This window comes from Streptantibioticus cattleyicolor NRRL 8057 = DSM 46488 (assembly GCF_000240165.1).
In the GTDB taxonomy this organism is placed as follows: Bacteria; Actinomycetota; Actinomycetes; order Streptomycetales; family Streptomycetaceae; genus Streptantibioticus; species Streptantibioticus cattleyicolor.
Genome location: NC_017586.1, coordinates 2,328,453 through 2,355,134 on the forward strand (window position 1 = coordinate 2,328,453; position 26,682 = coordinate 2,355,134).

General features: G+C 72.7%; 25 protein-coding genes and 1 tRNA gene. 13 read left to right on the top strand and 13 right to left on the bottom strand.

Features of this window, described 5'->3' with window-relative positions; all coding sequences use genetic code 11:
• Positions 1 to 13: 13 nt before the first annotated feature.
• The 5 genes from SCATT_RS10220 to galU form a co-directional block, all read right to left on the bottom strand.
• The gene (locus SCATT_RS10220; RefSeq protein WP_231905060.1) at positions 14 to 580 is read right to left on the bottom strand and encodes a GNAT family N-acetyltransferase; all 567 of its coding nucleotides are present in this window, start codon (positions 578 to 580) and stop codon (positions 14 to 16) included.
• 56 nt (positions 581 to 636) lie between these two features.
• Positions 637 to 1,152, bottom strand: a complete 516-nt coding sequence (locus SCATT_RS10225; protein WP_014142939.1) for a MogA/MoaB family molybdenum cofactor biosynthesis protein — start codon at positions 1,150 to 1,152, stop codon at positions 637 to 639.
• Positions 1,149 to 1,631: a cyclic pyranopterin monophosphate synthase MoaC gene (gene moaC, locus SCATT_RS10230; RefSeq protein ID WP_014142940.1), complete on the bottom strand. Its 483-nt coding sequence runs from the start codon at positions 1,629 to 1,631 to the stop codon at positions 1,149 to 1,151. Before moaC ends, SCATT_RS10225 begins: the two co-directional genes overlap by 4 nt.
• 88 nt (positions 1,632 to 1,719) lie before the next feature.
• Positions 1,720 to 3,141: a molybdopterin molybdotransferase MoeA gene (locus SCATT_RS10235; protein ID WP_014142941.1), complete on the bottom strand. Its 1,422-nt coding sequence runs from the start codon at positions 3,139 to 3,141 to the stop codon at positions 1,720 to 1,722.
• Entirely contained in the window at positions 3,138 to 4,049 is a 912-nt protein-coding gene (gene galU, locus SCATT_RS10240) for a UTP--glucose-1-phosphate uridylyltransferase GalU (protein ID WP_014142942.1), read from the bottom strand. The genes SCATT_RS10235 and galU overlap by 4 nt, the downstream gene beginning before the upstream one ends.
• A 93-nt stretch (positions 4,050 to 4,142) precedes the next feature.
• Between galU and SCATT_RS10245 the strand changes: the two genes are divergently transcribed.
• Positions 4,143 to 4,772: a 5-formyltetrahydrofolate cyclo-ligase gene (locus tag SCATT_RS10245; RefSeq protein WP_014142943.1), complete on the top strand. Its 630-nt coding sequence runs from the start codon at positions 4,143 to 4,145 to the stop codon at positions 4,770 to 4,772.
• Between the two features lie 31 nt (positions 4,773 to 4,803).
• Here SCATT_RS10245 and SCATT_RS10250 read toward each other — a convergent pair whose 3' ends face one another.
• The gene (locus SCATT_RS10250) at positions 4,804 to 7,533 is read right to left on the bottom strand and encodes a penicillin acylase family protein (RefSeq protein ID WP_014142944.1); all 2,730 of its coding nucleotides are present in this window, start codon (positions 7,531 to 7,533) and stop codon (positions 4,804 to 4,806) included.
• 164 nt (positions 7,534 to 7,697) lie between these two features.
• Here SCATT_RS10250 and SCATT_RS10255 point away from each other — a divergent pair, with 164 nt between their 5' ends.
• From SCATT_RS10255 to mscL, 6 genes are all read left to right on the top strand, one after another.
• Positions 7,698 to 9,203, top strand: a complete 1,506-nt coding sequence (locus tag SCATT_RS10255) for a potassium/proton antiporter (protein WP_086010092.1) — start codon at positions 7,698 to 7,700, stop codon at positions 9,201 to 9,203.
• Positions 9,204 to 9,636: 433 nt separating this feature from the next.
• Positions 9,637 to 10,818, top strand: coding sequence for an MFS transporter (locus SCATT_RS10260; protein ID WP_042507634.1), 1,182 nt, complete (start codon positions 9,637 to 9,639; stop codon positions 10,816 to 10,818).
• A 109-nt stretch (positions 10,819 to 10,927) separates the two neighbouring features.
• A complete protein-coding gene (locus SCATT_RS10265) occupies positions 10,928 to 11,242 on the top strand; it encodes an FmdB family zinc ribbon protein (RefSeq protein ID WP_014142947.1) in 315 nt (104 codons plus the stop codon).
• Between the two features lie 61 nt (positions 11,243 to 11,303).
• The gene (locus tag SCATT_RS10270) at positions 11,304 to 12,236 is read left to right on the top strand and encodes an S-methyl-5'-thioadenosine phosphorylase (protein WP_014142948.1); all 933 of its coding nucleotides are present in this window, start codon (positions 11,304 to 11,306) and stop codon (positions 12,234 to 12,236) included.
• A 214-nt stretch (positions 12,237 to 12,450) separates the two neighbouring features.
• Positions 12,451 to 12,738 (top strand): hypothetical protein, encoded by a 288-nt coding sequence (locus tag SCATT_RS10275; protein WP_014142949.1) that lies wholly within the window; start codon positions 12,451 to 12,453, stop codon positions 12,736 to 12,738.
• A 96-nt stretch (positions 12,739 to 12,834) separates the two neighbouring features.
• Positions 12,835 to 13,401 (top strand): large conductance mechanosensitive channel protein MscL, encoded by a 567-nt coding sequence (gene mscL / locus SCATT_RS10280; protein ID WP_065762368.1) that lies wholly within the window; start codon positions 12,835 to 12,837, stop codon positions 13,399 to 13,401.
• 13 nt (positions 13,402 to 13,414) lie between these two features.
• Here the strand turns inward: mscL and SCATT_RS38950 are convergent, their stop codons facing one another.
• The 7 genes from SCATT_RS38950 to SCATT_RS10310 all read right to left on the bottom strand — a co-directional run bounded on the left by SCATT_RS38950 (position 13,415) and on the right by SCATT_RS10310 (position 19,990).
• Positions 13,415 to 13,576: a hypothetical protein gene (locus SCATT_RS38950; protein WP_014142951.1), complete on the bottom strand. Its 162-nt coding sequence runs from the start codon at positions 13,574 to 13,576 to the stop codon at positions 13,415 to 13,417.
• Positions 13,577 to 13,731: 155 nt separating this feature from the next.
• Positions 13,732 to 14,712, bottom strand: coding sequence for a sigma-70 family RNA polymerase sigma factor (locus SCATT_RS10285; protein WP_014142952.1), 981 nt, complete (start codon positions 14,710 to 14,712; stop codon positions 13,732 to 13,734).
• Between the two features lie 345 nt (positions 14,713 to 15,057).
• Complete coding sequence (locus tag SCATT_RS10290; RefSeq protein ID WP_014142953.1) at positions 15,058 to 15,549, bottom strand: MarR family winged helix-turn-helix transcriptional regulator; 492 nt, start codon at positions 15,547 to 15,549, stop codon at positions 15,058 to 15,060.
• A gap of 112 nt (positions 15,550 to 15,661) precedes the next feature.
• Positions 15,662 to 17,206 carry an MFS transporter gene (locus SCATT_RS10295; RefSeq protein ID WP_014142954.1) on the bottom strand — a complete coding sequence of 515 codons (1,545 nt, stop codon included), beginning with the start codon at positions 17,204 to 17,206 and terminating at the stop codon, positions 15,662 to 15,664.
• A 227-nt stretch (positions 17,207 to 17,433) separates the two neighbouring features.
• Complete coding sequence (locus SCATT_RS10300) at positions 17,434 to 18,108, bottom strand: TetR/AcrR family transcriptional regulator (protein ID WP_014142955.1); 675 nt, start codon at positions 18,106 to 18,108, stop codon at positions 17,434 to 17,436.
• Positions 18,109 to 18,234: 126 nt separating this feature from the next.
• Positions 18,235 to 19,410 (bottom strand): ABC transporter permease, encoded by a 1,176-nt coding sequence (locus tag SCATT_RS10305; protein ID WP_014142956.1) that lies wholly within the window; start codon positions 19,408 to 19,410, stop codon positions 18,235 to 18,237.
• A gap of 28 nt (positions 19,411 to 19,438) precedes the next feature.
• Entirely contained in the window at positions 19,439 to 19,990 is a 552-nt protein-coding gene (locus tag SCATT_RS10310; protein ID WP_014142957.1) for a DoxX family protein, read from the bottom strand.
• A gap of 216 nt (positions 19,991 to 20,206) precedes the next feature.
• Here SCATT_RS10310 and SCATT_RS10315 point away from each other — a divergent pair, with 216 nt between their 5' ends.
• The 6 genes from SCATT_RS10315 (at position 20,207) to SCATT_RS10335 (ending at position 26,447) form a co-directional block, all read left to right on the top strand.
• Positions 20,207 to 22,000: an acyclic terpene utilization AtuA family protein gene (locus SCATT_RS10315; RefSeq protein WP_014142958.1), complete on the top strand. Its 1,794-nt coding sequence runs from the start codon at positions 20,207 to 20,209 to the stop codon at positions 21,998 to 22,000.
• 139 nt (positions 22,001 to 22,139) lie between these two features.
• Positions 22,140 to 22,313: a hypothetical protein gene (locus tag SCATT_RS38955; protein WP_014142959.1), complete on the top strand. Its 174-nt coding sequence runs from the start codon at positions 22,140 to 22,142 to the stop codon at positions 22,311 to 22,313.
• Positions 22,314 to 22,525: 212 nt separating this feature from the next.
• Positions 22,526 to 23,887, top strand: coding sequence for an NAD(P)/FAD-dependent oxidoreductase (locus SCATT_RS10320; protein WP_041824611.1), 1,362 nt, complete (start codon positions 22,526 to 22,528; stop codon positions 23,885 to 23,887).
• A 136-nt stretch (positions 23,888 to 24,023) separates the two neighbouring features.
• Positions 24,024 to 24,096, top strand: a tRNA-Arg gene (locus tag SCATT_RS10325).
• A gap of 490 nt (positions 24,097 to 24,586) precedes the next feature.
• Positions 24,587 to 25,396 carry an MmyB family transcriptional regulator gene (locus SCATT_RS10330; protein ID WP_014627808.1) on the top strand — a complete coding sequence of 270 codons (810 nt, stop codon included), beginning with the start codon at positions 24,587 to 24,589 and terminating at the stop codon, positions 25,394 to 25,396.
• A 19-nt stretch (positions 25,397 to 25,415) separates the two neighbouring features.
• Positions 25,416 to 26,447, top strand: a complete 1,032-nt coding sequence (locus tag SCATT_RS10335) for a beta-ketoacyl-[acyl-carrier-protein] synthase family protein (RefSeq protein ID WP_014142962.1) — start codon at positions 25,416 to 25,418, stop codon at positions 26,445 to 26,447.
• Positions 26,448 to 26,682: the final 235 nt, after the last annotated feature.

The following is a 26,682-nucleotide window of genomic DNA, read 5'->3' on the forward strand; positions in this document are numbered from 1 at the left end:
TCGAACGTGTATTTCATTTATGGGGTACGTCGGGCCGGGGGCGGCCGCGGTGCCAACGGGTGACCATGCCCTCGGGGACCTCGTCGGCGGTGAGGGCGAAGACCAGATGGTCCCGCCAGGCGCCGTCGATGTGGAGATACCGCGGGCGCAGCCCCTCTTCCCGGAAGCCGAGCTTTTCCACCACGCGGCGGCTGGGCGCGTTCTCCGGGCGGATGCACACCTCGACGCGGTGCAGGCCGACGTTGCGGAAGCAGTGGTCGACGGCGAGGGCGACGGCGGTGGGCATGACGCCGCGGCCGGCCACCGCCTGGTCGACCCAGTAGCCGATGTGGGCGGAGCACATCGAGCCCCAGGTGATCCCGGCGACCGTCAACTGCCCGGCGAGGCGCCCCTCGTACTCCACGACGAACGGCAACATCCGCCCGGCGTGGGCCTCGTGGCGCAGGTGGCGGACCATCTGCCGGTAGGTGGGGCGCTGCACCATGTGGCCGGGGGGCGCGGGCGGCACGGTGGCCTCCCAGGGGCGCAGCCATTCGCGGTTGCGCCGGTTGACCTCACGCCAGGCGCGCTGGTCCCGCATCCGGATCGGACGCAGGGTCACCGCGCCGTCGGCGAGTTCGGCGGGCCAGAAACCGTTCAGCTCGGTCTCCCGGGTGTGGTGGGGTGATCACCGCCGCGCAGCTGGTCGACGGCGTGCGTCAGCAGCGGGGCGAGCACCGCGAGGCCGTCGCGTACGCCACCGGTCGAGCCGGGGAGGTTCACCACCAGGGTGCGCCCGGCGACGCCGGCGATGCCACGGGAGAGGACGGCGGTGGGCACCTTGTCCCGGCCGGCGGCGCGTATCGCTTCGGCGATACCGGGGATCTCGTAGTCGACCACGGCACGGGTGACCTCGGGGGTGAGGTCGGTGGGGGTGAGCCCGGTGCCGCCGGTGGTGACCACGACGTCGTACCCGGCGGCGACGGCCTCCCGCAGCGCGCTGCCCACCGGCGCCCCGTCCGGCACGACCCGGGGGCCGTCGACCGTGAAGCCCAGCTCGCACAGCGCGGCGACGATCAGCGGACCGCCGCGGTCGGCGTAGACCCCGGCGGCGGCCCGGTTGGACGCGGTGACCGCGAGCGCCCGGTATCCGGGGGCGTCCTCGGGGCTCATGGACGGCTCCAGTCGCCGGACTTGCCGCCGGTCTTGGACTCCACGCGGATGTCGCTGATCACGGCGGCCTTGTCGACCGCCTTGACCATGTCGACCACGGTGAGGGCGGCGACCGAGACGGCGGTGAGGGCCTCCATCTCGACGCCGGTGCGGTCGGTGGTGCGCACGGTGGCGGCGAGGTGGACGGCGTCGTCGGCGACGGTGAGGTCGACGGTGACGCCGGAGAGGGCGAGCGGGTGGCACAGCGGGATCAGCTCGGGGGTCCGCTTGGCGCCCATGATGCCGGCGATCCGGGCGGTGGCGAGGGCGTCGCCCTTGGGGACGCCCTCGCCGCGCAGCAGTTCCACGACGCGGGGTGAGACGAGCACCCGGCCGGTGGCCCGGGCGGTGCGCGCGGTGACGTCCTTGGCCGTGACGTCCACCATGCGGGCCGCGCCGGCCTCGTCGAGGTGGGTCAGGTGTTCCTGGGGGCTGCTCATGGCTCTCCTGGTCAGGTCCTGTCGCAGTCGCAACGGTACCGGCAGGTACGGACACCCCCGCGCGCGGACCGCGTACCCGACCGGTCCGTCAGCCCAGCGGCAGCACCTCCACCGGCTCGCCCGCGGCCACCTCCGTGACGTCCTCGGGGACCACGATGAGCGCGTTGGCGTGGGCGAGCGCCTTGACCAGGTGGGAGCCGGCGCCGCCGACCGGGGTGACCTGGTCGCCGTCGTAGTGTCCGCGCAGGAACTGGCGGCGGCCCCGGGGCGAGTGGGCGATGGGCTCGGCGCAGCGCGCGGTGACCGCTTCGCGGCGCACCGGCTCCAGCCCCATCAGGGTGCGGATGGCGGGGCGGACGAACAGTTCGAAGGAGACGTAGGAGCTGACCGGGTTGCCGGGGAGGGCGAACAGCGGGGTGCGGTCGGCGCCAACGAGGCCGAAACCCTGCGGTTTGCCGGGCTGCATGGCGAGTTTGCGGAACTCCATGGTGCCGGTGCGGGGGCGCTCGTCCGGGGTGGCGGAGGGCTCGGCGGCCCGGTCCGCGTTCTTCGCCGGCTCCTCGTCCTCGTCGTCGGAGTCGCCCCACTGCGTCGCCTCGACCGACGAGAGCGCCTCCTTGACCACGTCGTAGGCGCCGACGCTGACGCCGCCGCTGGTGACCACGATGTCGGCGCGGATGAGCTGGTCCTCGACGGTGGAGCGCAGCGTCGCGGGGTCGTCGGCGATGGCGCCCACCCGGTAGGCGATGGCGCCGGCCTCGCGGGCGGCGGCGGCCAGCGCGAAGCTGTTGGCGTCGTGGATCCGGCCGGGCCCGAGGGCTTCTCCGGGCTGGACGAGTTCGCTGCCGGTGGAGATGACGACGACCCGCGGCCGGGGCCGTACCAGGACGCGGCTGCGGCCGATGGCGGCGAGCAGGGCGATCTGCGGCGGGCCGAGCCGGGTGCCGGCGGCGAGCGCGAGTTCGCCGGCGGGTACGTCGCTGCCGCGCTGCCGTACGTGGGCGCCGGTGTCCGCCGGGCGGTAGACGTGGACCTGGCCGGTGGCGCCGGCCGGGTCGGCGCTGTGCGCGCGCATGGCGGTGACCGGGCCGGCGCCGAGGCCGCCGTCGGTCCACTCGACGGGGACGACGGCCTGGGCGCCGGGCGGCAGCGGGGCGCCGGTCATGATCCGGGCGGCCTCGCCGGGGCCGACGGCCGGCAGGTCGCCGTCGCCCGCCGCCACGTCGCCGATCACCTTGAGCACCACCGGGTCGTCGGCGGTGGCGTGGGCGACGTCGGCGGTGCGTACCGCGTAGCCGTCCATCGAGCTGTTGTCGAACGGGGGCAGCGCGACCGGGACGGTGACGTCCTCGACCAGGACGCAGCCCTGGGCGTCCAGCAGTTGGAGTTCGATCGGCTCCAGCGGCGTGAGGTGGCGCAGGACGTCGGCGAGGTGTTCGTCGACCGACCGGACACGGTCCTCGTCGGCCGGGCGGCCGGGCGCGCCCGCGGCGTTGTCAGGGCTGCTCACGGTTGCATTTCCTCCGTGACGTAACGGCGAAGCCAGGACCTGAAGTCGGGCCCCAGGTCTTCGCGTTCGCAGGCGAGTCGTACGATCGCACGAAGATAGTCGGCGCGGTCGCCGGTGTCATAGCGCCGCCCCGAGAAGAGCACCCCGTGCACCGGACCGCCGGGCACCTCGGAGTCGGCGAGCACCCGCAGGGCGTCGGTGAGCTGGATCTCGCCGCCGCGTCCGGGCGGGGTCTGGCGGAGCACGTCGAAGACGCCGGGGTCGAGGACGTAGCGGCCGATCACCGCGTAGGCGGAGGGGGCGTCGGCGGCGCTGGGCTTCTCCACCAGATCGGTCACCCGCACCACGTCCCCGTCGCCGGGCAGCTCCTCGACGGCCGCGCAGCCGTACAGGTGGATCTGGGCCGGATCGACCTCCATCAGCGCGACGACACTGCCGCCGTAACGTTCCTGTGCGTCGATCATGCGCTGGAGCAGCGGATCGCGGGGGTCGATCAGGTCGTCGCCGAGGAGGACGGCGAACGGCTGGTCGGCCACGTGCGGCTCGGCGCAGAGCACGGCGTGGCCGAGGCCCTTGGGCGCGCCCTGGCGGACGTAGTGCACGGTGGCCAGGTCGGTGGACTCCTGCACCCGGGCGAGCCGGGAGTCGTCGCCCTTGCGGGTGAGCGCCTCCTCCAGCTCGTAGTTGCGGTCGAAGTGGTCCTCCAGCGGGCGCTTGTTGCGGCCGGTGACCATCAGGACGTCGGTCAGCTTGGCTGCCACGGCCTCCTCGACGACGTACTGGATCGCCGGCTTGTCCACGACCGGCAGCATCTCCTTGGGGGTCGCCTTGGTGGCCGGCAGGAACCGGGTGCCGAGACCGGCGGCGGGGATGACAGCCTTGCTGATCCGGGGGCGCGCGAGTGTCATGTGCGCACGATAACCGCTGGCCGGGTGATCAACACCAAAAATCCGGCCGATATCCACAGGTAGCGGACGTGGGGAAAGGGACGGCGAGCGGTCGTGGACTCGAGCGTGGACGGTGCCGGAACACCGGGTGGCGGCGGCCCGGCGGCGGACAAGGGGGCGCTGCGCGCGCAGCTGCTGCGGCGCCGGCGCGCGCTGTCGGCGCGGGAACGTTCCGCCGCCGAGCGGGCACTGGCCGCGCGGGCGCTGACCCTGCCGGAGATCGCCACGGCCGGCACGGTGGCGGCCTACGTCTCGGTGGGCGGCGAGCCCGGTACCCGGCAGCTGCTGGAGACGCTGCGGGAACGCGGGACGCGGGTACTGCTGCCGGTACTGCTCGGCGACAACGACCTGGACTGGGCGGTGTACGAGGGCCCCGGGTCGCTGCTGCCGGCCGGACGCGGACTGCTGGAGCCGGCGCAGCCGCCGCTCGGCCCGGACGCGGTGCTCGCGGCCGACGTGGTGCTGCTGCCGGGGCTGGCGGTGGACGCGGGCGGGATGCGGCTCGGCCGCGGCGGGGGCAGCTACGACCGGGTGCTGGAACGGCTGGAGCGGGCCGGGGCGGAGCCGTTGCTGGTGGTGCTGCTCTACGCGCACGAGGTGGTCGAGCGGCTGCCGGCCGAGGCGCACGACCGTCCGGTGCACGCCGTGGTGACGCCGGAGGGGGCCGGACGGTTCACCGTCTGACCCCCTCCGCGACCGCACCGCGCGCCCTGCCCTACGGCGTCAGCGTCAGCTTGTCCTGGGCGGCCTTGTCCACCGCGCCGCCGCTGTAGGCCCAGGGCAGCAGCTGCCCGTCGACCCACATCGCGGTCTGGTCGGAGTAGTGGGCGTCGTAGGCGTGGCCGGAGGCGCCGGTGAGGTTGATCCAGCGGGACTTGTCGAAGTCGTCGAGGCTGACGATCATCCGCATCGACGGCACCCAGACGACGTCGTAGCCGGCCGCCGCGTTCCAGCCGGTGGCGTTCACCGCGGCCTCACCGCCGCCGAGTTGCCAGGGGCCGCGGTTGAGCAGCCACTTGACGATGGCCGGGCCCTGGGTGCCCAGGGTCTGGTTGCGCAGCGTCATCTTGTGCAGCCGGCCCCAGCTCCAGGTGTTGATGTCCTTGCCGAGCTTGGAGGTCAGCTCCCAGCGGGCGTCCTTCATGGCCTTGGCGAGCAGCTGGTCGCGGTCGGTGCCGTTCTTGGCGCCGGTGGTGGAGGTGTTCCACCACGGGTTGGTGGCGTCCGGCAGGATCGCGCGGACCACCTCGAACCAGCGGTCGCCGCCGTCCGGCTGCGCCTCGGCGGGGTCGCGCTGACCGCATTCGGTGACCAGCTTGGGGGTGCCCAGGTCGTCCACCGGGCCGGAGCCGCCGGCGGGCGGTACGCGCAGGCACTGGCCCTTGGGGCGGACCTCCTTGGGCAGCTTGTTGCCGAAGGCGAGTTTGAGGACGTTGCGCCACACGGCGTTGAAGTAGGCCGCCGCCGCGGAGTCGCCGTCCTGGTTGAAGTCCCAGCCCTCCAGCAGCTGCTGGGCCTGGCGGACGTAGGGGTCGGAGATGTCGACCTTGAGCAGGTAGGGCACGAGCAGCTTGGCGATCTCGCTGCTGTCGTCCATCTGCATGGACTGCATGTCGTCCATGGAGATCTTGCCGCCACCGGCGATCTTGGAGGCGATCAGGTCGTTGATGCGCTGGCTGCGGGTGCCGTAGCCCCAGTCGTCGGTGAGCAGGTAGGGGTACTTCTTGTCGGTGACGGCCTGGTTGGCGGTGACGATGTAGCCGCGCTTGGGGTTGTACTCCCAAGGGAGCGCGGCGGCCGGGATGTAGCCGGTCCAGCGGTAGTCGGGGTCCCAGCCGGGCACCGGGTAGCGGCCGTCGTCGGGGATGCCGCCGGTGACCTTGTGGCGGACCGGGATCATGCCGGGCGCCTGGTAGCCGATGTTGTTCCTGGTGTCGGCGTAGACGAGGTTCTGCGCGGGCACCGCGAAGTCCTGGGCGGCCTTGCGGAAGTGGGTGAAGTCGGTGGCCCGGTCGAGCTCGAAGACGGCCTCCATCGTCTTCCCCGGGGTCAGCGCGGTCCAGCGCAGCGCCACCGCGTAGCCGTCGCGGCGGTCGGGGGCGGTCTGGCCGACGGGGGCGTTCTGGCCCACCTCGGCCATCTCGTCGCTGCGGTCGGAGATCAGCGGCATGCCGTCCCTGGTCTCCCGCACGGTGATCACCCGGCTGCTGCCGCCGGCCACCTTGATGGTCTCCTGCCGGGTCCGGAACGGCACCTGCTTGCCGTCGTACAGGTAGCTGTCGGCGGTGACCTTCTCCAGGTACAGGTCGGTGACGTCGGCGCCCATGTTGGTCATGCCCCAGGCGATGTCCTGGTTGTGGCCGATGACCACGCCGGGCATGCCGGAGAAGGTGTAGCCGGAGACGTCGTAGGGGCAGGCGGCGTTCACGGTGCGGCAGTGCAGCCCCATCTGGTACCACAGCGACGGCATCTGGGGCGCCAGGTGCGGGTCGTTGGCGAGCATCGGCTTGCCGGTGGTGGTGTACGTGCCGGAAACCACCCAGGAGTTGGAGCCGATGCCGTTGCCGGAGGGGCCGAGGAGCGCGGGCAGCTGGTCGATGGTGCGGCTGAGCGCGGACAGCTGCGCGTTCGGGTAGCGCTGCGAGGTGGTCTGGCCGCCCCCGGTGGCGGTGCGGCCGGCCGGCACGTACTCGGAGCCGTCCGGGGTGACCGAACCGCCGCCGGTGATCGGGCGGTTGCGGCCGTACGGGTACTCGGGGTACAGCTGCGCTATCTGGGCCGGGGTCAACCGGCTGGTCATCAGGGCGCGGTCGATCTCGTCCTTGATGTTGCTCCGCAGGTCCCAGGCCATCGCCTTGAGCCAGGAGATCGAGTCGACCGGGGTCCACCGCTCCGGGGTGTAGCTGTGCGTCAGCCCCAGCACCGCGTACTCCACCGACAGGGCGGATCCGTGGTGGCCGGACAGGTAGGCGTTGACGCCGTCGGAGTAGGCCCGCAGGTACGCCTTGGCGGTGGGGGACAGCTGGGTGTCCCATTCCTGCTGGGCGACGCGGCGCCAGCCGAGGGTGCGGATGAACGCGTCGTTCTCCACCTGCCCGGAACCGAACATCTCGGACAACCGGCCCGCCGTCAGGTGGCGGCGCACGTCCATCTCCCAGAAGCGGTCCTGGGCCTGGACGTAGCCCTGGGCGCGGAAGAGGTCGGCGGCGTCGTCCGCGTAGATCTGCGGAATCCCGTGGTCGTCACGTTTGACCTGGACCGGCGCGGTGAGCCCGTTGAGCTTCAGGGTGCCGGTGGTCACCGGGAACGAGGCTCGGACCGTACTGACGCTCCAGTACGACCCGTAGCCGATGCCTGCCACGAGCAGGAGCACCACGAGGATCACGACGAGTCGTGCGCGGCGGCCCTTCTTCTTCGCGGGCGGGCCGGAGGGGTTGGCGGGCATCGCTGTCCTTCGCGGGGCAGGGTGGACCGAAGTGCTGGCAGCAACCATATGGGCAGCCACGGACCACGGGGGACGCGGACCCCGGAATTTCAAGTACAGGTAAAATGTTAGGCAGGGAAACGAACTCCCGTTCCGGCCCGCCCCCTTAACGGAAGGACCGCGCACTGTCTGTCGACCGCCTCAACCAGATCCTGCTGGTCTCCGCAGCGGTACTGCTGGTCGCCGTAGCGGCGGTCAGGGTGTCGTCCCGAAGCGGCCTGCCGAGCCTGCTGATCTATCTCGGCCTCGGTGTCGTGATGGGTCAGGACGGCATCGGGGTGCGGTTCAACGACGCCCAGCTGACACAGGTGTTGGGGTACGCGGCGCTGGTGGTGATCCTCGCCGAGGGCGGTCTGGGCACCAAGTGGAAAGAGATCAGACCGGCGGTGCCGGCCGCGGTGGCGCTCTCCACCGCGGGGGTGGCGATCAGCGTCGGGGTCACCGCCGCCGCCGCGCACTACCTGACGGGTCTCGACTGGCGGCCGTCGCTCATCATCGGCGCGGTGGTCTCCTCCACGGACGCCGCCGCGGTCTTCTCGGTGCTGCGCAAGGTGCCGCTGCCGGCCCGGCTCAACGGCGTCCTGGAGGCCGAGTCCGGCTTCAACGACGCCCCGGTGGTGATCCTGGTCGTCGCCTTCAGCTCGGCCGGCCCGGTGGACCACTGGTACGTGCTGATCGCCACGATCGCCGCGGAGCTGGCCATCGGCGCGGCGGTGGGCCTGGCCGTCGGCAAGCTGGGCGCGCTCGCGCTGCGCCATGTCGCGCTGCCCGCCTCCGGTCTGTATCCGATAGCGGTGATGGCGCTGGCGGTGCTGGCGTACGCCGGGGGCGCGCTGGCGCACGGCAGCGGCTTCCTCGCGGTCTACCTGGCGTCGCTGGTGCTGGGCAACGCCGCGCTGCCGCACCGGCCGGCCACCCGTGGCTTCGCCGAGGGGGTGGCGTGGCTGGCCCAGATCGGCATGTTCGTGCTGCTGGGGCTGCTGGTCAACCCGCGTGAGCTGGGCGAGGACCTGATCCCGGCGATCGTCATCGGGGTGGCGCTGACGCTGGTGGCCCGGCCGCTGTCGGTGACGGCGACGCTGGCGCCGCTGCGGATCCGGTGGCGGGAGCAGGTGCTGCTGTCCTGGGCCGGGCTGCGCGGGGCGGTGCCGATCGTGCTGGCCACCATCCCGGTGGTGCACCAGGTGGCGGACAGCCACCGGATCTTCAACATCGTCTTCGTGCTGGTGATCGTCTCCACCCTGGTGCAGGGGCCCACCCTGCCCTGGCTCGCCACCCGGCTGCGGCTGGGCACCCCGGAGGCCGCCGCCGACCTGGGCATAGAGTCCGCGCCGCTGGAACGGCTGCGCGGGCACCTGCTGTCGGTGTCGATACCGGAGCGCTCCCGGATGCACGGCGTGGAGGTGGGCGAGCTGCGGCTGCCGTCCGGCTCCGGGGTGACCCTGGTGGTGCGGGAGGGCAAGAGCTTCGTCCCCGGGCCGGAGACCGTGCTGCGGCGCGGTGACGAGCTGCTGGTGGTCGCCACCGACCAGGTCCGCGACGCGGCGGAACGGCGGCTGCGGGCGGTCGGCAGCGGCGGCAAGCTGGCCGGCTGGCTGGGCACCCCGGCGGAGGACCGGCGGCGGACGTGACGGCGGTTTCCGGCCAGATCCCCCGATCGCGTGGCCGGATCCGCACCCGCCCGCCGGGTGACCCGGGTCACCGGGGCTGACCACGGATTCTTTACCGTTACTATGGTCGGACGTTGTAAACCCCCAACTCTGCCTGACGCAGAGCTGGCGCGACCGTACGGCGGCCAGGGCCCCCGAGCCACCTCGCTCGGCGCGGGCCCGGTATCTACCGCGGGCACTGCGCGAGAGGACAGCTCTCGGCGCATCGCGCGTGGCACCACCACCCGATGCGCTACCAGGCGGCAGAAAGGCCCAGGCCGTGGCGTCCACGGTCACCGAGAACGAGCACGCGCGACCCGAACCGCCGGACCCCGCAGCGGGGCGGGGCGCCCAGCGGCGCCCCGAGGCCCGACCGCCCGGTGACGCCTCGCGGCGTCCCGGGTACGGGCAGCTCCTGCGCTCCCCGGGCGCCTGGACGTTCCTGCTCCCCGGCTTCGTCGCCCGTCAGCCGTTCGCGATGCTCACCATCGGCATCGTGCTGCTGGTGGAACACACCTCCGGCTCGTACGGCACGGCCGGCGCGGTCTCCGCGGTCACCGGTGTGTCGATGGCGCTCTTCGCACCGCAGAGCGGCAAGCTGGCCGACCGCTTCGGGCAGAGCGCGGTGCTGCTGCCGGGCGTGCTGGTGCACGCCGCCTCGGTGGCGCTGCTGATCGCCCTGGCGCTGGGGCACGCCCCGCTGTGGGCGCTGCTGGCCGCCGCGGTGCCCTCGGGCGCCTCGGTGCCGCAGGTCGGGCCGATGGTGCGGGCCCGCTGGGCGGACCGGCTGGGCGGCACCCCGCTGATGGCGACGGCCGCCGCGTTCGAGTCGGTGACGGACGAGTTCACCTTCGTGATCGGACCGGTGCTGGCGACCGCGCTGTGCACCTCGGTGCACCCGGCCGCCGGGCTGGTCGCCGAGGCGGGGCTGACGCTCCTGGGCGGCCTGTTCTTCGCCGCGCAGCGCCGTACCGCGCCCAAGCCCGGCCCGCGCGTCGCCGGGGAACGCGGCACCCGCGTCTCGGCGCTGTCGGTACCGGGGGTACGGGTGCTGGCCGGCGCGTTCCTGGGCATCGGCGCGGTCTTCGGCGGCATGCAGGTGTCGCTGACCGCGTTCACCCAGTCGATAGGCGAGCCGGGCATCAACGGGCTGCTGTACGGCACGTTCGCGGCCGGGAACATGCTCACCGGGGTGGTGTGCGGCGCGATCGCCTGGAAGTCGACGCCGCAGCGCCGGCTGCTGACCGCCTACCCGCTGCTGGCGCTGGCGTGCACCCCGCTGTGGGCGCTGCACTCGGTGCCGCTGCTGGGTGGTGCGGGGCTGCTGGTCGGGCTGTGCATCGCGCCGTCGCTGATCACCGGTTACACCCTGGTGGAGACGCTGGTGCCGGCCTCGGCGCGCACGGAGGCGTTCACCTGGCTGACCGGTGCGGTGGGGCTGGGGCAGGCCGCGGCCTCCACGGTGGCCGGTCAGCTCGCGGACCACCTCGGCCCGAGCACCGGTTTCCTGGTGCCGCTGGCCGGTACCGCGGTGGCCGCGCTGGTGCTGGTGGCGCTGCGCGGACGGCTGGCGGCGCGGGCGTCGGTCCAGGGGTGAGCGTGCGCCGGGCGGGCGAGTGATGCGGCTCTCGGTGGACTGACGGGCGGGAATGCTGCACTATGGAGCGTCGTTAGCACTCATCGAGTGAGAGTGCCAGGAGGAGCAAGTGCCGACCTACCAGTACCAGTGCACCGAGTGCGGCGAGGGCCTCGAGGCGGTGCAGAAGTTCAGCGACGACGCGCTCACCGAGTGCCCGAGCTGCCAGGGCCGCCTGCGCAAGGTCTTCTCCGCGGTGGGTGTCGTCTTCAAGGGTTCCGGCTTCTACCGGACCGACAGCCGCGGTTCCTCGTCCAGCAGCAGCCCGGCCGCCAAGTCCGGCTCCTCGAACGGCTCGGACGCCAAGTCCTCGTCCTCGTCGGGCTCGTCGTCCTCCGGGTCGTCGGGCTCGTCGTCGGCCGCGAGCACCAGCTCCGCCGCCTGACGCCCAAGGGTGCCGCTGCCGGCCCCCTGGCGCCGCGGGCGTGCCCCGTTAGGGTGTGGCCATGGCGGACAGCAGCGGCAACGTAGGTGACGGCGGCGCGGACCTCGGCGGGGTCCCCCACGGGGGGCCCGGCGACGGTTTCGCCCATCAGGCCGGGATCGGGGTCATCGGCGGCTCCGGTTTCTACGCGTTCCTCGACGACGTGACGGAGATCACGGTCGAGACGCCGTACGGCCCGCCGAGCGATTCGCTCTTCCTCGGTGAGGTGGCCGGCCGCCGGGTGGCCTTCCTCCCCCGGCACGGCCGCAAGCACCACCTGCCGCCGCACCGCATCAACTACCGCGCCAACCTGTGGGCGCTGCGGTCGGTCGGCGTGCGCCAGGTGCTCGGCCCCTGCGCGGTGGGCGGGCTGCGCCCGGAGTACGGGCCGGGCACGCTGCTCGTCCCGGACCAGATCGTGGACCGCACCAAGTCCCGCGTCCAGACCTACTACGACGGCGAGGCGCTGCCGGACGGCACCGTGCCCAACGTCGTCCACGTGGCCTTCGCCGACCCCTACTGCCCGGTGGGGCGGCGGACGGCGGTGGCCACCGCCCGGGCCGGCGGCTGGCCCGCGGTGGACGGCGGCACGCTGGTGGTCGTGGAGGGGCCGCGCTTCTCCACCCGCGCCGAATCCCGCTGGCACGCGGCGCAGGGCTGGTCGGTGGTGGGCATGACCGGTCACCCCGAAGCGGTCCTCGCCCGTGAACTCGGCCTGTGCTACACCTCCTTGACGCTCGTCACCGATCTGGACGCCGGTGCCGAGACCGGCGAGGGCGTCTCCCACGACGAGGTCCTCGCCGTCTTCGCGGCCAACGTCGACCGGCTGCGCACCGTGCTCTTCGACGTCGTCGCCGCGCTCCCCGCCACCGAGGCCCGCGACTGCCTGTGCGCGCACGCCCTCGACGGCCTCGACACCGGGCTGGACGCCCTGGTGGACCACCCGACGAGGTGACGGAGTTGTCCACAGCCTGTGGGTCGTCCACAGGCTTGCCCGCGATCGCGGAAACCACGGCATCGTAGGGGGCGTCCGTCCGGTCCGCCGGGCGGATCGGCCCGGGAACGCCCGGCCGGGTGGCGCCGTCCGACGCGGTGGTGCGGACGGGCCCCGGCACGGCCGGGAACGCCCGGGCCGCGGCATCCGACATCCGACGGAAGCGGTGGTCGTCATGGCTCGCCAGTTGTTTCCCGCCCAGCCCGCACGCCGTTTCGAGCGTGCCCTGCCGCCGTGCCAGGGGGTGCCGGAGCTGCCCCCGATCCGGGTGGCCGGCGGCGGTCCCGCGCACGCCCGGCGGTTCGTCCGCCGAAGGCGCCGGTCCCGCACGGCCGGTCTGGCGCTGACGGCCGCGGCGCTCGCCGCCGCGGCGACGGCGGCGACCACGGGTGGCGGCGCCTGCGCGGCCGGTGCCGCTCCCCCGCCGAGGCCGGGCGCGGGGTGTGCCGAGCCGCCGCGCTGAGCCGCTGCCCCCCCTTCCTCGTTCACCCGTGCGCACGGCCGATTGGACAGCCCCCGCCCGGGGTCCTCTAGGTTGCGGAGCCGTTCTGTCATCGGCATGAGTGAGGTCGGCGCCTTGAGCGACACGGCGAGTGAGAAGAAGCAGGGGCTGCTCAGCGGCTTCAAACAGTTCATGATGCGCGGCAACGTGGTCGATCTGGCCGTCGCGGTGGTCATCGGCGCGGCGTTCACCAACATCGTGAACTCCGTGGTCAACGGGGTGATCAACCCGGTGGTCGGCGCCTTCGGCACCAAGGACCTGGCGGGCTACACGCTGTGCATCAAGGCCCCGTGCACGGTGGACGCCACGGGCAAGGTGACGCAGGGGGTGGCCGTGGCGTGGGGCTCGGTGCTGGGCGCCGTGCTCAACTTCCTGATCACCGCGGCCGTCGTCTACTTCCTGATGGTGGTCCCGATGTCCCGCTTCCTCGCCCGGCGCACGGCCAAGCTCGCCCAGGACAAGGAGCCCGAACCGGCCGAGGAGACCCCCGACATCGTGCTCCTGCGGGAGATCCGCGACGCCCTCCGCGCCCAGTCCCCCGGGGCCTCCGTGGTCGCGCAGCGCTCCCGGTCCGACGCGGGATCGGGCCCGGGCCCGGGCTCCGGCTCCGGCGAGGAGGCGTAGCCGGGCGGCGGCCTCAGAGGTGGTGAGGGGGCTTCTCGTCCAGGAAGCGTGCCAGGTCGGCGGCGGAGGAGACGGTCGCGGGGCGGTCGCCCCAGCCCCGGTCGGTGTCGTCCGGCGACGGCTGGTCCAGGGGGTCGTCGAAGACGAGGCCGGTCGGCTCGGGAGGCGTGCTCATGCCTCAAGCGTACGGCCGCGCCGGGCCGCCTCCCGCGCCGGTGCGGGATGCGCGAGCCCCGGCGTGCTCAGGGCTCGCCGGGGCTTCGGGGCAGGGGACGGTGAGGGGTGGCGGATCGGGGGGCAAGGCGGCTCCTTGGTGCGAGGAGGACGGGGTCAGGCGGCCTCGTAGGCGAGACCGGTGTCGCGCGCCATGCGCTTGAGCTCGACCAGGGCGTGCTTCTCGATCTGGCGGATGCGTTCCCGGGTGAGGCCGTGCTGCTTGCCGACCTCGGTGAGGGTGCGTTCCTTGCCGTCCTCCATGCCGTAGCGGGCACGGATGATGGAGGCGGTGCGGCCGTCGAGGCGGCCGATCAGCTCCTCCAGCTCCTCGCGGCGCAGCATCACCAGCACCGAGTCCTCCGGTGAGGCCGCCGAGGTGTCCTCGACCAGGTCGCCGAACTGGGTCTCGCCCTCGTCGTCCACCGCCATGTTGAGACTGACCGGGTCGCGGGCCCAGTCGAGGACGTCGACGACGCGCTCGGGGCTGGCGCCGAGTTCGGCGGCGATCTCCGCGGGCTCCGGGTCGCGTCCGTGCTCGCGGTTGAACTCGCGCTGCACCCGGCGGATGCGGCCCAGCTCCTCCACGAGGTGCACCGGCAGGCGGATGGTGCGCGACTGGTCGGCTATCGACCGGGTGATCGCCTGGCGGATCCACCAGGTCGCGTAGGTGGAGAACTTGAAGCCCTTGGTGTAGTCGAACTTCTCCACCGCCCGGACCAGACCCGCGTTGCCCTCCTGGATCAGGTCGAGCAGCGGCAGGCCGCTGCGCGGGTAGCGCCGGGCGACGGCCACCACCAGGCGCAGGTTGGAGCGGATGAAGACGTCCTTGGCGCGCTCACCGGCGTCCACCAGGGCGCGCAGCTCCTCCTCGGTGGCCCCCTCGGCGCTCTTCCCCTCGTCCAGGAGGTGCTGGGCGTAGACCCCGGCCTCGATGACCCGGGAGAGCTCGACCTCCTGCGCCGCGTCGAGGAGCGGGGTCCGCGCGATCTCGTCGAGGTACATGCCGACCAGATCGCGGTCGGCCACCTCGCCGCCGGTGGCGCGAACGCTGCTGGGCCCGTCGGACTGACGGCGGGCGACGGCACGGGTTGCCATGCGTGCTCCCTCTGCGTGATGCGGTCACGTTCCTGTCGGGAGGCTGTCGCTCCCGGCCTGGACATCCGGTGTGTCCCGGACGGTGTCCCTCCCTCCGGCTCACTCCACGGGTGCCCACTCACCGGGAAACAACGACTGCAATCGGGACAGAATTCCCAAGTGGATCAACGAATTCGGCGATCATGCGGTACCCTGCGGGCCGCGCCGCGTCGGCCCCGTTCGGCCCGCGGACGTCGACCGTGGTATCCGCGCAGCTCAGAGGCGGTGCGACCCTGGTCGTCAAGGCTCCGGGGCGGGGGCCGCCACTGCTTCGGCGGCGCGTCCGCGTCCTCGATGAGATCTCCGTCACCGCAGCCAGGGCAGGTCGGGGCGGCCCTGCGGGGCGAGCCCTTCGGCGATCGTGCGCATGATCTCGCCGAGTTGTCCGACCTGTTCCTCGGTGAGCCGGTCGAACACGGCGGTGCGCACCGCCTCGACGTGGCCGGGGGCGGCCGTCCGGAGGGCCTTGAAGCCCTGCTCGGTGAGGACGGCCATCTGGCCGCGCCGGTCGGTGGCGCAGTCCTCGCGGCGTACCCAGCCGTCCTTCTCCAGGCGGGAGATCGCGTGCGAGAGGCGGCTGCGGGTGATCTTGGACCGTTCGGCGAGTTCGGTCATGCGCATCCGGCGGCCGGGGGTCTCGGAGAGCCACACCAGGAGGCTGTAGTAGGTGTGCGGCATGCCGGAGTCCCGTTGGAGCTGCCGGTCGATGTGGTCGGAGAGCAGTTGGGTGGCGGCCATGTAGGCACGCCAGGTCTTCTGCTGCCGCTCGTCCAGCCAACGAGGTTCCGTCGTCGCCATATGCCAAGACTACGGCTGCTTGAACCTTCAAAAACGAGCCGGGTCCCGCCCCCACCGGGGACGGGACCCGAACCTCAGCAGCCTCAGCGACCTCGACGGCCTCGGCGAGGCGTCAGTGCGCGATCACCGGGATCGGCACCTCGATCTCCTCGTCCTGCGTCCCGCCGGACGCCAGCGGGGCGGAGCCGCCCTGGTGACCGGCGTTGAGCAGCGCGAAGGCGATCGCGGAGGAGACCACCAGGATGCCCAGCGCCCACCAGATCGCCGTCGAGTAGCCGTGCACCATGGCGTCGAGCTTGAGCCGCGCGACCGCCTGCGGGGTGCGCACCCCGGCCACGTGGGCGGTGGCGTAGGCGGTGGTGGCGCTGGCCGCGATGGTGTTCAGCAGCGCGGTGCCGATCGAACCGCCCACCTGCTGCGAGGTGTTGACCATCGCCGAGGCGACACCGGCGTCCCGGGGCTGCACCCCGTAGGTCGCCAGGCTCATCGCGGGCATGAACGCGGTGCCCATGCCGAGCCCGAGCAGGACCAGGCCGGGCAGGACCACCGAGGCGTAGGCGCTGTCCACCGAGATCTGGGAGAGGATCAGCATGCCGAGCGCCGCCACCAGGAAGCCGGGGGCCATCAGGAAGCGCGGCGGGACGCGGGTCATCAGCCGGGTGCCGATCTGGGTGGACCCGGTGATCATGCCGGCCACCATCGGCAGGAAGGCGAGGCCGGTGGTGATCGGGGAGTAACCCTTGACGATCTGCAGGTAGTAGGTGAGGAAGAGGAAGAGGCCGAACATGGCGATCACGGCCAGGCCCAGCGAGAGGTAGACGCCCGCCCGGTTCCGTTCGGTGACCACGCGCAGCGGCAGCAGCGGGGCCTTGACGAACGACTCGACGACGACGAACGCGACGAGCAGCACGGCGGCGCCGACGAACAGGCCGATGGTCACCCCGGCGGACCAGCCGTCGCTCTCGGCGCGGGTGAAGCCGTAGACGAGGGCGACCAGGCCGGCGGTGGCGAGCAGGACGCCGGGGATGTCGAGCCGGCTGGGGTTGCGGCTGCCGACGGGCTCGTTGACGTTGGCGGCCGCGCCGAGGGCGGCGATCACGGCGAAGAAGATGTTGACGAAGAGCGCCCAGCGCCAGTTGAGGTACTCGGTGAGCACCCCGCCGAGGATCAGGCCGAGGGCGGCACCGCCACCGGCGATGGCGCCGAAGACACCGAACGCCTTGGCGCGCTCCTTGGCCTCGGTGAACGTCACGGCGAGCAGGGAGAGCGCGGCCGGGGCCAGCAGCGCGCCGAAGACACCCTGCAGGGCCCGGGCGCCGAGCAGCATGCCGGTGTTGACCGCGGCGCCGCCGAGCGCGGAGGCCCCGGCGAAGCCGATCAGGCCGACGATGAAGGCACGCTTGCGTCCGGCGAGGTCGGATATCCGGCCGCCGAACAGCAGCAGTCCGCCGAAGGCAAGGGTGTAGGCGGTGATGACCCACTGCCGGTTGCCGTCGGATATGCCGAGGTCGTGCTGGGCGGAGGGGAGCGCGATGTTCACGATCGTGCCATCGAGGACGACCATCAACTGCGCGATGGCGATGAAGACCAGCGCTTTCCAGCGCTTGGGGTCGAGCCCCGCGGCGGGGGCGGCGGTCGGGGAGGGCCGAGCAGGCATGAAGAGGTCCACCTAGTGATGCGGAGGGCAGGAGGGGATTACTTTGGGACGTTTGGTGATGCTATGCGGGATCAGTCGGGAACGCCCCTGATTTTCGGGGCGTTGCCGGTGCCGGGCGGGCGTCGTCAGCGCCGTCGGCGACAGCGCTGCCCGCTCCCGGCGGTGCCGTCGGGCATGGGCAGGGGTAGTGGTGAAGGCAAAGGTGAGTGTGGCGTGCGGGTGTGAACTCAGGATTTCTTCTGGAGGTCTTCCAGCGTCGCGGGGGAGCCGGTCAGGACGGATCGCGCGGGTGCGCGCAGGCCGTCGAGGAACAACTGCAGGTGCCGGTGGAGGAACTGGTCGAGTTCGCAGCGTCCGGTGCCCGGCAGCGGGCGGCTGAGCTGCGAGAGGGCGACCATCAGGTCACCCACGCCCACATCCGGGCGGAGCCGGCCGGAGGAGCGGGCGCGGTCCACCAGCGCGTCGACGGCCGCGGCCAAGTGGTCGCGGGCGGCGTCCAGTTCGGGGTCGCCGTCGTCGAAGGCACCGGTGAGCAAGGTACACAGGGCGCCGACCCGTTCCTCGGCCGCGTCGTGCACGAAACGGCAGAGGGCATCGAAGACGTCCGCCTCCTCGGCCAGTACGGCTTCGGCGCGTTCGGCCGTCCGGTACAGCACCGAGAGCGTCACGGTGCGGACCAGTTCGCGGCGGTCGGCGAAGTTCCGGTAGAGGGTGGCGTTGCCGACCCCGGCCCGGCGGGCCACCTCGTCCAGCGGGATGTCGGCTCCCTGCTCGACGAGTGCCTCGCGGGCGGCGGCGACGATCCGCTCCCGGTTGCGTGACGCGTCCGCCCGCAGCCGCGGTTCCCTGGAGCGGGTGCCGCCGACGGCCACGGCGCCCACCCGCTCGACGACCTTGCCCATCACGACCTCCCTTCCCCGAAGAACCACCGACCGCGCGGACGCGCCGGAACGCCGCCCGCGGAACCGGAAAACTTCTCCCCGCTTCCCCGGACACCTGGTGAAACGGGGAAGCCCTCCCCGGATATTTCAGCGCCGGCTGTGACGTGCGCCACGCGACCGGGGCCAGGCCGGGGCGGGCGCCGGGAGGACGCCCCGGCCGCGCAGCAGGAGGGCGCCGAGGAAGGCGGCGAGGACACCGCCGACCGTCCAGGCGGTCAGCACCCACCACGCGAGGCTCGTGCCGTGGCCGTGGAAGTAGGCGGTGTCGCGCACCAGCGTGGTGGCCGCCCCGGTGGGCAGCGCCTGGCCGATCGCGCTCCAGAACGGCGGCAGCAGCGGCGACGGGTAGACGCCGCCCGCGCTGGGGTTGCCCAGGATCACGAAGACCAGCAGGGCCAGCGCGATCCCGACCACCTGCCCGAAGACCACCTGCAACCCCATGCCCACGGCCGCCGCCGCCAGCACCGTGAGCGCCCCGATCCCCCACAGCTCGAAGAAGTGTCCGCCCAGCGCGTCGAAGACCGGGTCCACCACGATCACCCCGGCCAGCCCCGAGACGGCGGCGTACACCGCGAGGGCGCCCAGCCGGATGGTGACCCGGTGCAGGTTGGCCGGGCGCGTCCCGTAGGACATCCCGAGCGCGGCGGCGCCCAGGTATCCGCCCACGACCAACCCGATGACCAGGTAGAACGAGCTGAGGCCGCGCCCGTCGGCGGGGTTGGGCGGCCGGATGTCGACGATGCGCACGGCGCGTCCCTCGGCCCGTTCGGCCTGCTGGGCGATCTGGGCCGCGGTCTGCGCCACGGAGGGGCCGCCCGCGGAGGCCACGACGAGCTGGTCGGTGGGGGTGGCGGCGCCGGAGGGCGGGGTGACGAGGAAGGCGGCGTCCACCGTACGCCGCAGCACCTGCCGGCGGGCGGTGGCCGCGTCCGGTGCCGGGGTCGCCCGCACCGGGTCCCCCGGCAGCGCGTTGAGCCTCGCCACCACCTGCCCGGACACCTGGGCCGGGGCGACCACGGCCACCGGGATCCGGCGCGGGGTGGGCGAGTGGAAGGCGCCCAGGTACGAGACGACGAAGCCCAGCTCGACGAGGAACACCCCGAGCAGCAGGAACGCGGCGCGGAACGAGACGGCATCCTGCAACTCGCCGAGGAACCCGCCCCGGGCGGCACTGGACCCGTCCATCGCCCCGGACCCGTCGGCGCCGCCCGGCGGGGTGCCCTCGGGCTGCGGCGGGCCTTCCGGCGCGTTGCGTTCCGGCACGGTGGCGTCCCTTCTGGAGCGGGCGGGGTCAGGTCGCGGGCGGGGCGGGGGCTTCCTCGGGTTCGTGGGGCTGCCACTTGTGCACCACGACGCGGCGGTTGATCACGGCGGCGGTGACGGCGGCGGTCACCGTGAAGGCGGTGGCCAGTTGCCAGGTGCGGTTGAAGACGTTGCCCATGGAGTGGTCGAAGGAGCAGCGGCCGGGGCCGGCGATGCCCAGGCCGGCGGCGGCGCAACCGAGCACCGCGGGGTACTCGAAGCCGCCGGTCTGGAGGAAGAACCCGGCGGGCGCGTGGACCGCCGCGGCGGTCGCCATCGCCCCGGCCGCCATGGCGCCGCCGACCGGGGTCGCCAGCCCCAGCGCGAGCAGCGTGCCGCCGCCGGCCTCGCCGACGCCCGCCAGCACCGCACTGCGCCGGCCGGGGCGGAACCCCATGCCTTCCATCTGCGTGGCGGTGCTCTCCAGGCCACCGCCGCCGAACCAGCCGAAGAGCTTCTGGGCGCCGTGCGCGAAGAGCACCCCGCCCACCCCCAGACGCACGGCGAGCAGACCCAGGTCCTTGCGGCAGAGCAGGGACATGACGGTTCCTCCTGGCTGCGGTGCGGACGAGCTGCGGTGCCGGACGGGACCGCGGTGCTGCGGTGCCGCCCTGTCGCCAGTGTCGGCACCCCGGGTACCCCGCGCCGCCCCGGTTACGCCGTACGGGGCCGTACCCCCGCCGCCACGGGTCCGCGTACCCTGCCGTACCCGCGGGTAACCAGTTAGCGCATCCGCGGACCCCAGGGAGGGACGTCCATGACCACCCCGACGCCACCGGCACCCCGGCCGGACACGCTGCGCATCGCCAACTGCTCCGGTTTCTACGGCGACCGGCTCGCCGCGGCCCGGGAGATGGTGGAGGGCGGCCCGATCGACGTGCTCACCGGCGACTACCTCGCCGAACTCACCATGCTGCTGCTGTGGAAGGCCCGGCGGCGCGACCCCGGGGCCGGGTACGCGGTGTCGTTCCTGGCGCAGATGAACGACGTGCTCGCCACCTGCCTGCGGCGCGGCATCAAGGTGGTGGTCAACGCGGGCGGGCTCGACCCGGCCGGGCTCGCGCGCCGGCTGCGCGAACTAGCCGGGCTCGCCGGGCTCGACCCGGTCGTCGCCCATGTCGAGGGCGACGACCTGCTGCCCCGGCTGGCCGCCCTCCAGGCGGACGGGGAGACCTTCGCCCACCTCGGCACCGGGCAGCCGCTCGCCGCCGCCGGGGTCGAACCGGTCACCGCCAACGCCTACCTCGGCGGCTGGGGCATCGCGCGGGCGCTGCGGGCCGGCGCCGACGTGGTGATCTGCGGCCGGGTCGCCGACGCGGCGCTGGTGACCGGGCCGGCCGCGTGGGCGTTCGACTGGGCCCTGGACGACTGGGACCGGCTCGCCGGGGCGGTCACCGCCGGCCACGTCATCGAATGCGGCGCCCAGGCCACCGGCGGCAACTACGCCTTCTTCACCGAGATACCCGACCCCGTCCACCCCGGCTTCCCGATCGCCGAGATCTCCGCCGACGGCTCGTGCGTGATCACCAAGCACCCGGGCACCGCGGGCGTGGTCACCACCGGCACGGTCACCGCGCAACTGCTGTACGAGATCGCGCAGCCCGCCTACCTCAACCCCGACGTGATCGCCCGCTTCGACACCGTCCGCCTCACCCAGGAGGGCCCGGACCGGGTACGGATCAGCGGCGCCCGGGGCGAGCCGGCGCCGAGGACGCTCAAGGTGTGCCTCAACTACCGTGGCGGCCACCGCAATTCCGCCACCTTCGTGCTGACCGGCCTGGACATCCCGGCCAAGGCCGAGTTCGCCCTGGCCTCGGTACGGGACGCGGTGGGCGGCGACGAACGCTTCCGGCGCGTGGACACCCGCCTGGAGCCCGGCGCCCCGGGCACCGCGCGGCTCACCGTCACCTGGCTCGACCCGGACCCGGAGAAGGTCGGGCGCGCCCTGTTCACCGCGCTCGCCGGGACGGGGCTCGCCGGATACCCCGGCCTGTACCTGGAGCACGCCTCGCCGAAGCCCACCGAGTACGGCGTCCACTGGCCCGCGCTGGTGGACGCCGGGGCGGTCACGCAGGAGGTGGTGCTGGCGGACGGGACACGGCTGCCGGTGCCCCGTCCGCCGGCCGGCGGCCCGTACCGCGCCTCCCACCTGCGGCGCGCCCCGCGGGCCGGGACGACGCCCGTCCCGGCCGGTCCGCTCGTCCGGGTGCCGCTGGGCCGGCTCGTCGGCGCCCGCTCCGGCGACAAGGGCGGGGACGCCAACGTCGGGCTGTGGGCCCGGGACGACGCCGGGTACGCCTGGCTGCGTTCCTGGCTCACCACCGAACGGCTGCGTCAACTGCTGCCGGAAGCGGTTGACTTGGAGGTCAGCCGCTACGAGCTGGCCAACCTGCGGGCGGTCAACTTTGTGGTGCACGGTCTGCTCGGCGACGGCGTGGCCGCCTCCACCCGGCCGGATCCGCAGGCCAAGGCGCTGGGCGAGGAGTTGCGCGGACGCGAGGTGGAGGTGCCGGCGGCGCTGCTGGAGCCGGTGGCCGCGCCACGCGGCTGACCTGCGAACCGCGGCCCGCGGTGTGCTGATGCCCACACCTTCGCCACTTCGCCGATCTTCCACAGGTCCCCTGCGTACTGTGGTGATCGCCCGCCCGCGCCGGGCGGGCACCTGAAGTGTCGAGCGAAACGGAACGACCGTGGACAACGCCATACTGCACAAGGCGATCTTCCTGCTGCGTGACTGCCACGAGCCCGAGCAGCAGGTCGTCGAAAGCCTCAAGGACTACTTCCCGGCGCTCTCCCTGAGCGAGCGCGAGCGGTACACCGGCGAGGCGTGGGACCTGGTCCACGGGACGCATCCGGCGGTCTGAGGCGCGCCCGGCACGCCCGGGACGCGGCCCGGAAGGGACCGGAGGGGACGGCGGCACACTCGTCCGCCCCTCCTCCAGCCCCCTCCAACGGGCGCCGTCGCCCCCGTTACCCAAGGATGGTCTGGGCAGGAGTTCCTTCAGCGGCGCGCGGCGGACCGCACGTACGCGCGCGTGCGCCGCGGGCAACTCGCATCCGAGAAGGGACGGACACCGTGGCACGACCCAGGATTCTCGTTGTGGGCGCCGGCTTCGCCGGGGTCGAATGCGTACGCCGCCTGGAGCGCAAGCTGGTACCGGGCGAGGCGGAGATCGCGCTGGTCACGCCCTTCGCCTATCAGCTCTACCTGCCGTTGCTGCCGCAGGTGGCGGCCGGTGTGCTCTCCCCGCAGTCGGTCGCCGTCTCGCTGCGGCGCAGCGCCAAGCACCGTACCCGGATCGTCCCCGGCGGGGTGGTCGGGGTGGACACCAAGGCCAAGATCGCCGTCGTCCGCAAGATCACCGATGAGCTGGACTACGAACGTTACGACCACCTCGTCCTCGCCCCCGGCAGCATCACCCGTACCTTCGACATCCCCGGCCTGGTCGAACACGCGCGCGGGATGAAGACCCTCGCCGAGGCCGCCTACATCCGCGACCACGTGATCGCCCAGCTCGACCTGGCCGACGCCAGCCAGGACCCGGCGGAACGCGAGTCGCGCCTCCAGTTCGTGGTGGTCGGCGGCGGCTACGCGGGCACCGAGACGGCGGCCTGCCTGCAACGGCTGACCACCGCCGCGGTCAAGCGCTACCCGCGGCTGGACCCCCGGCTGATCCGCTGGCACCTGATCGACATCGCCCCCAAGCTCATGCCGGAACTGGGCGAACGCCTCGGCCAGAAGGCGCTGGAGATCCTGCGCGACCGCGGCATCGAGGTCTCGCTGGGCGTCTCGATCGCGGAGGCCGGTCCGGACAAGGTGACCTTCACCGACGGCCGCGTACTCCCCTGCCGCACCCTGATCTGGACCGCCGGCGTCGCCGCCAGCCCGCTCATCGGCACCCTGGGCGCCGAAACGGTCAAGGGACGCCTGGTGGTCACCCCCGAGATGTCGGTGCCGGGGCTGGACGGCGTCTTCGCGCTCGGCGACTCGGCCGCGGTGCCGGACCTGTCCAAGGGCGACAGCGCCATCTGCCCGCCCACCGCGCAGCACGCCCACCGCCAGGGCAAGGCCCTCGCCGACAACCTCATCCGCAAACTGCGCGGCCAGCCGCTCCAGCCCTACGTCCACAAGGACCTCGGCCTCGTGGTCGACCTCGGCGGCAGCGACGCCGTCTCCAAACCCCTCGGCGTCGAACTGCGCGGCCTCCCCGCCCAGGCCGTCGCCCGCGGCTACCACCTGATGGCCCTGCGCACCAACGTCGCCAAGACCCGCGTCCTCACCAACTGGACCCTCAACGCCGCCGCCGGCGACGACTTCGTCCGCATCGGCTTCCTCGCCCGCAAACCCGCCACGCTGCGCGACTTCGAGTACACGGACGCGTACTTGTCGCCGGAGCAGGTACGGGAGCATACGGAGTCGTTGGTGGCGAAGGGGTGAGTTTCGGGGGCCGGGCGCTTGGACGCCCGGCCCGTGGGTTGCCCCCTCCCCCGGCCTCCCGCCCCCACCCCCTCCCCGTCCGCTAGGCTGTCCCCGGAACTTCCCGGGACCGGAACTCCCGGGGGCCACCACGCCTGCCTCCATAGCTCAGGGGATAGAGCACCGCTCTCCTAAAGCGGGTGTCGCTGGTTCGAATCCAGCTGGGGGCACAGCGCCACCAGGCGGTTAGCGCACGGAAGCCCTGGTCAGAGCCAGCCTCTGGCCAGGGCTTCACTGTTGGGTACACGGTGGAACCACTTCGCCTACACCCTCCCTACGGCCTCGGTACGAGTGATCGTCTCCCAAATCCCTCCCAAATGATCATGAGGTTGGCGCAGGTCAGCACCCAGGCATGAGCGGACCGGAGACCGACGCAGGGGGGCCGACCGATACATAGCCCCGGCCCGCTCATGGGGTGTCGAACCTGCCATCACTCGCGCACGGAGCGTGGCGACGATGTCCAGGATGCAGGATGGACCGCCGGTTTCCCCTGGCATTTGACCGGAAGATTCTTACGGTGAATTCCCAGGCCAAGCGCTGCCAGGATGTCCCGGGTCGGCTACGTGGTTGGAGCACCCAATGGCGAAGAGCGCGCCGGAACGGGCACTTAAGGCGGTTTTCGAGCGACACAGAGCGAACCTCAACCCGGCACTGTACGGCGTGGAAGACGCACACGGCCGCGGCCGACGCGCCGCCGGGCTCGGGTGCAGCCAGGAAATGATCGACGCGATCCTCCACTGGTCCGCCGGCACCTATGAGCGCCTGGAGAACAACCGCTTCCACTCAGCACCGCCCGAGCAACTGCTCCGCCAGGTTGCCCAGTTGCTCGGATTCGATGACGACGAGTGGCGCCTGCTCTGGTACGTCACCCAGCGAACCGGCGCCCCCTCCCGCGCCGAGCCCCCGAGCGACCCGCCGCCCCTCTACCCGCAGCGGGAAGCCGCGCGGCGCGCCATCGACCGGTGGCAGCGCGCCGTCGACCAAGTCCGGGCATCGGCCTACGTGACCGACTGGCGCTGGAACGTCCTGGTGTTCAACCAGGAGTGGGCGAGGTCGTTCCCACGGTGCGTCGTACCACGCAACATTCTGAGATGGATGCTGCTCGCGGCGGAAGCCCGGGAGGTACTCGGAGACTGGGAGTCCTGCTGGCTGCCCGCCATCGTCCCCCAGCTCCTGGTCGCCCGCGCCAAACACCCCGACGACCCGGTGCTGGCGTCCATTGAGTACGACGTGCTCGCCGACCCGCTGCTCGCGGCGGCGCTCCACGAGTTCGGCCCCGTCTACGCCCACCCGAGCGGGGCCGTCCGGCCCGTCAACCACCCGGAAGACGGCCCCGGTTGGGTGGAGATGTGCCCATCGTCCCTCTCCTCCCCGGAGGCACAGCTGATGATCGTGATCTACAGCACCGAGCACCCGCTGTCGCCGTCGCGGAGCACCCAGACCCCCGAGGGGGACTCGACACCCCACTGACCCCACCAGAGAGGCGACCATGCACGCACACGTGACCCCACCGACCGTCCGCCTCGCAGACCACGCGATCACCATCGACGACCTGCGGAACGACCACCGCACCCACCTACCCGACCACCCCAAACTCCTGGCGCTGCTTCGCTACCTCGGCCAGACCGGCGTCGAAACGCTGTACTGGAGCCGTCCGATCGAGGAGGCGGCAGCCCCGGTCGGAGTTGAGGCCCGCACGCAGGCCGCGAACGCGGACGCCCGGCGCATGGCCGCCGAGGCGGCCACCGAGGCGATCGCCTCGGCCGGCCTCAGCCCCGGCGACATCGACGCCGTCATCACCAGCCACACCGTCTGGGCGCTACCCACGCTCGACGTCACCCTCGTCGGCGACGTCGGACTGCGGCCGGACGTCGCTCGGATCCCCATGGCCACCGTGGCGTGCGCCGGCGGCGTCCAGGGGCTCGTCCGGGCCACCGACCTCGTCCGCGCGCGGCCCGGCACTCGGGTCCTGGTCGTCGTGTCCGAGGTCCTGTCGACGAGCTACCACCGCAGCGAGACGACCCCTCAGCACGCCATCTACAAGGCGTTGTTCAGCGACTCGGCCGCCGCCTGCGTCGTCTCCGCCGATCCGCTCGCCCCGGGCTTCGCCATCGAGGAGACGTGGGAGTGGGTGATGCCGGACAGCGACGACCGGTACTGGGGACGGCTGGACGCCGCCGGCTTCCACTTCGAGAGCACGAAGATGGCACCGGCGGCGCCCCGGGACTCCATGCCGGACCTGGTGAAGTGGCTGGATGGATGGCGCCCGTCGTGGGTGGTCATCCACCCCGGAGGGCCGGGGATCATCGAGGACGTCGCCCGGGCCCTCGACCTCGACCCGGCGGTTGCGGCCCGCCACGCCTACGCGTCCCTGACCGAGAACGGCAACCTCGGTGGCGCCGGCGTCCTGGACGTGCTACGCCGCACCCACTCCACCCCGCCGCCAGCCGGTGCTGACGGTCTCATGGTCGGTTTCGGGCCCGGCTTCACGGTGACGGCCCTGCGCGGCACCTGGCGGTGACACTGCCCGCGACCGCGAAGGCCGGCACCAATCGGTGTCGGCCTTCGGTGGTGTCGTCCCCGAGCAGCCAGGCAGCGGGACACCATCGACAGTAGGCGGTGGCACCGACAAGGGGACTCCTCCGTACGGGAGATCACCCCTATTGCCTCACTCTGCTGGAGCCGAGGAGACTGGCCCGATGGCTACTGCTGACCGCATCCGGGACGCCGCCGAGCCTCTCGCGCACGCTCTCGTC

Coding starts and splice junctions, on each gene's coding strand:
- SCATT_RS10220 (WP_231905060.1), bottom strand. CDS start 580: ATGCGGGACCAGCGCGCCTGGCGTGAGGTCAACCGGCGCAACCGCGAA.
- SCATT_RS10225 (WP_014142939.1), bottom strand. CDS start 1,152: ATGAGCCCCGAGGACGCCCCCGGATACCGGGCGCTCGCGGTCACCGCG.
- moaC (WP_014142940.1), bottom strand. CDS start 1,631: ATGAGCAGCCCCCAGGAACACCTGACCCACCTCGACGAGGCCGGCGCG.
- galU (WP_014142942.1), bottom strand. CDS start 4,049: ATGACACTCGCGCGCCCCCGGATCAGCAAGGCTGTCATCCCCGCCGCC.
- SCATT_RS10250 (WP_014142944.1), bottom strand. CDS start 7,533: ATGCCCGCCAACCCCTCCGGCCCGCCCGCGAAGAAGAAGGGCCGCCGC.
- SCATT_RS10270 (WP_014142948.1), top strand. CDS start 11,304: ATGGCGGACAGCAGCGGCAACGTAGGTGACGGCGGCGCGGACCTCGGC.
- SCATT_RS10275 (WP_014142949.1), top strand. CDS start 12,451: ATGGCTCGCCAGTTGTTTCCCGCCCAGCCCGCACGCCGTTTCGAGCGT.
- mscL (WP_065762368.1), top strand. CDS start 12,835: ATGAGTGAGGTCGGCGCCTTGAGCGACACGGCGAGTGAGAAGAAGCAG.
- SCATT_RS38950 (WP_014142951.1), bottom strand. CDS start 13,576: ATGAGCACGCCTCCCGAGCCGACCGGCCTCGTCTTCGACGACCCCCTG.
- SCATT_RS10285 (WP_014142952.1), bottom strand. CDS start 14,712: ATGGCAACCCGTGCCGTCGCCCGCCGTCAGTCCGACGGGCCCAGCAGC.
- SCATT_RS10290 (WP_014142953.1), bottom strand. CDS start 15,549: ATGGCGACGACGGAACCTCGTTGGCTGGACGAGCGGCAGCAGAAGACC.
- SCATT_RS10295 (WP_014142954.1), bottom strand. CDS start 17,206: ATGCCTGCTCGGCCCTCCCCGACCGCCGCCCCCGCCGCGGGGCTCGAC.
- SCATT_RS10300 (WP_014142955.1), bottom strand. CDS start 18,108: ATGGGCAAGGTCGTCGAGCGGGTGGGCGCCGTGGCCGTCGGCGGCACC.
- SCATT_RS10310 (WP_014142957.1), bottom strand. CDS start 19,990: ATGTCCCTGCTCTGCCGCAAGGACCTGGGTCTGCTCGCCGTGCGTCTG.
- SCATT_RS10315 (WP_014142958.1), top strand. CDS start 20,207: ATGACCACCCCGACGCCACCGGCACCCCGGCCGGACACGCTGCGCATC.
- SCATT_RS10335 (WP_014142962.1), top strand. CDS start 25,416: ATGCACGCACACGTGACCCCACCGACCGTCCGCCTCGCAGACCACGCG.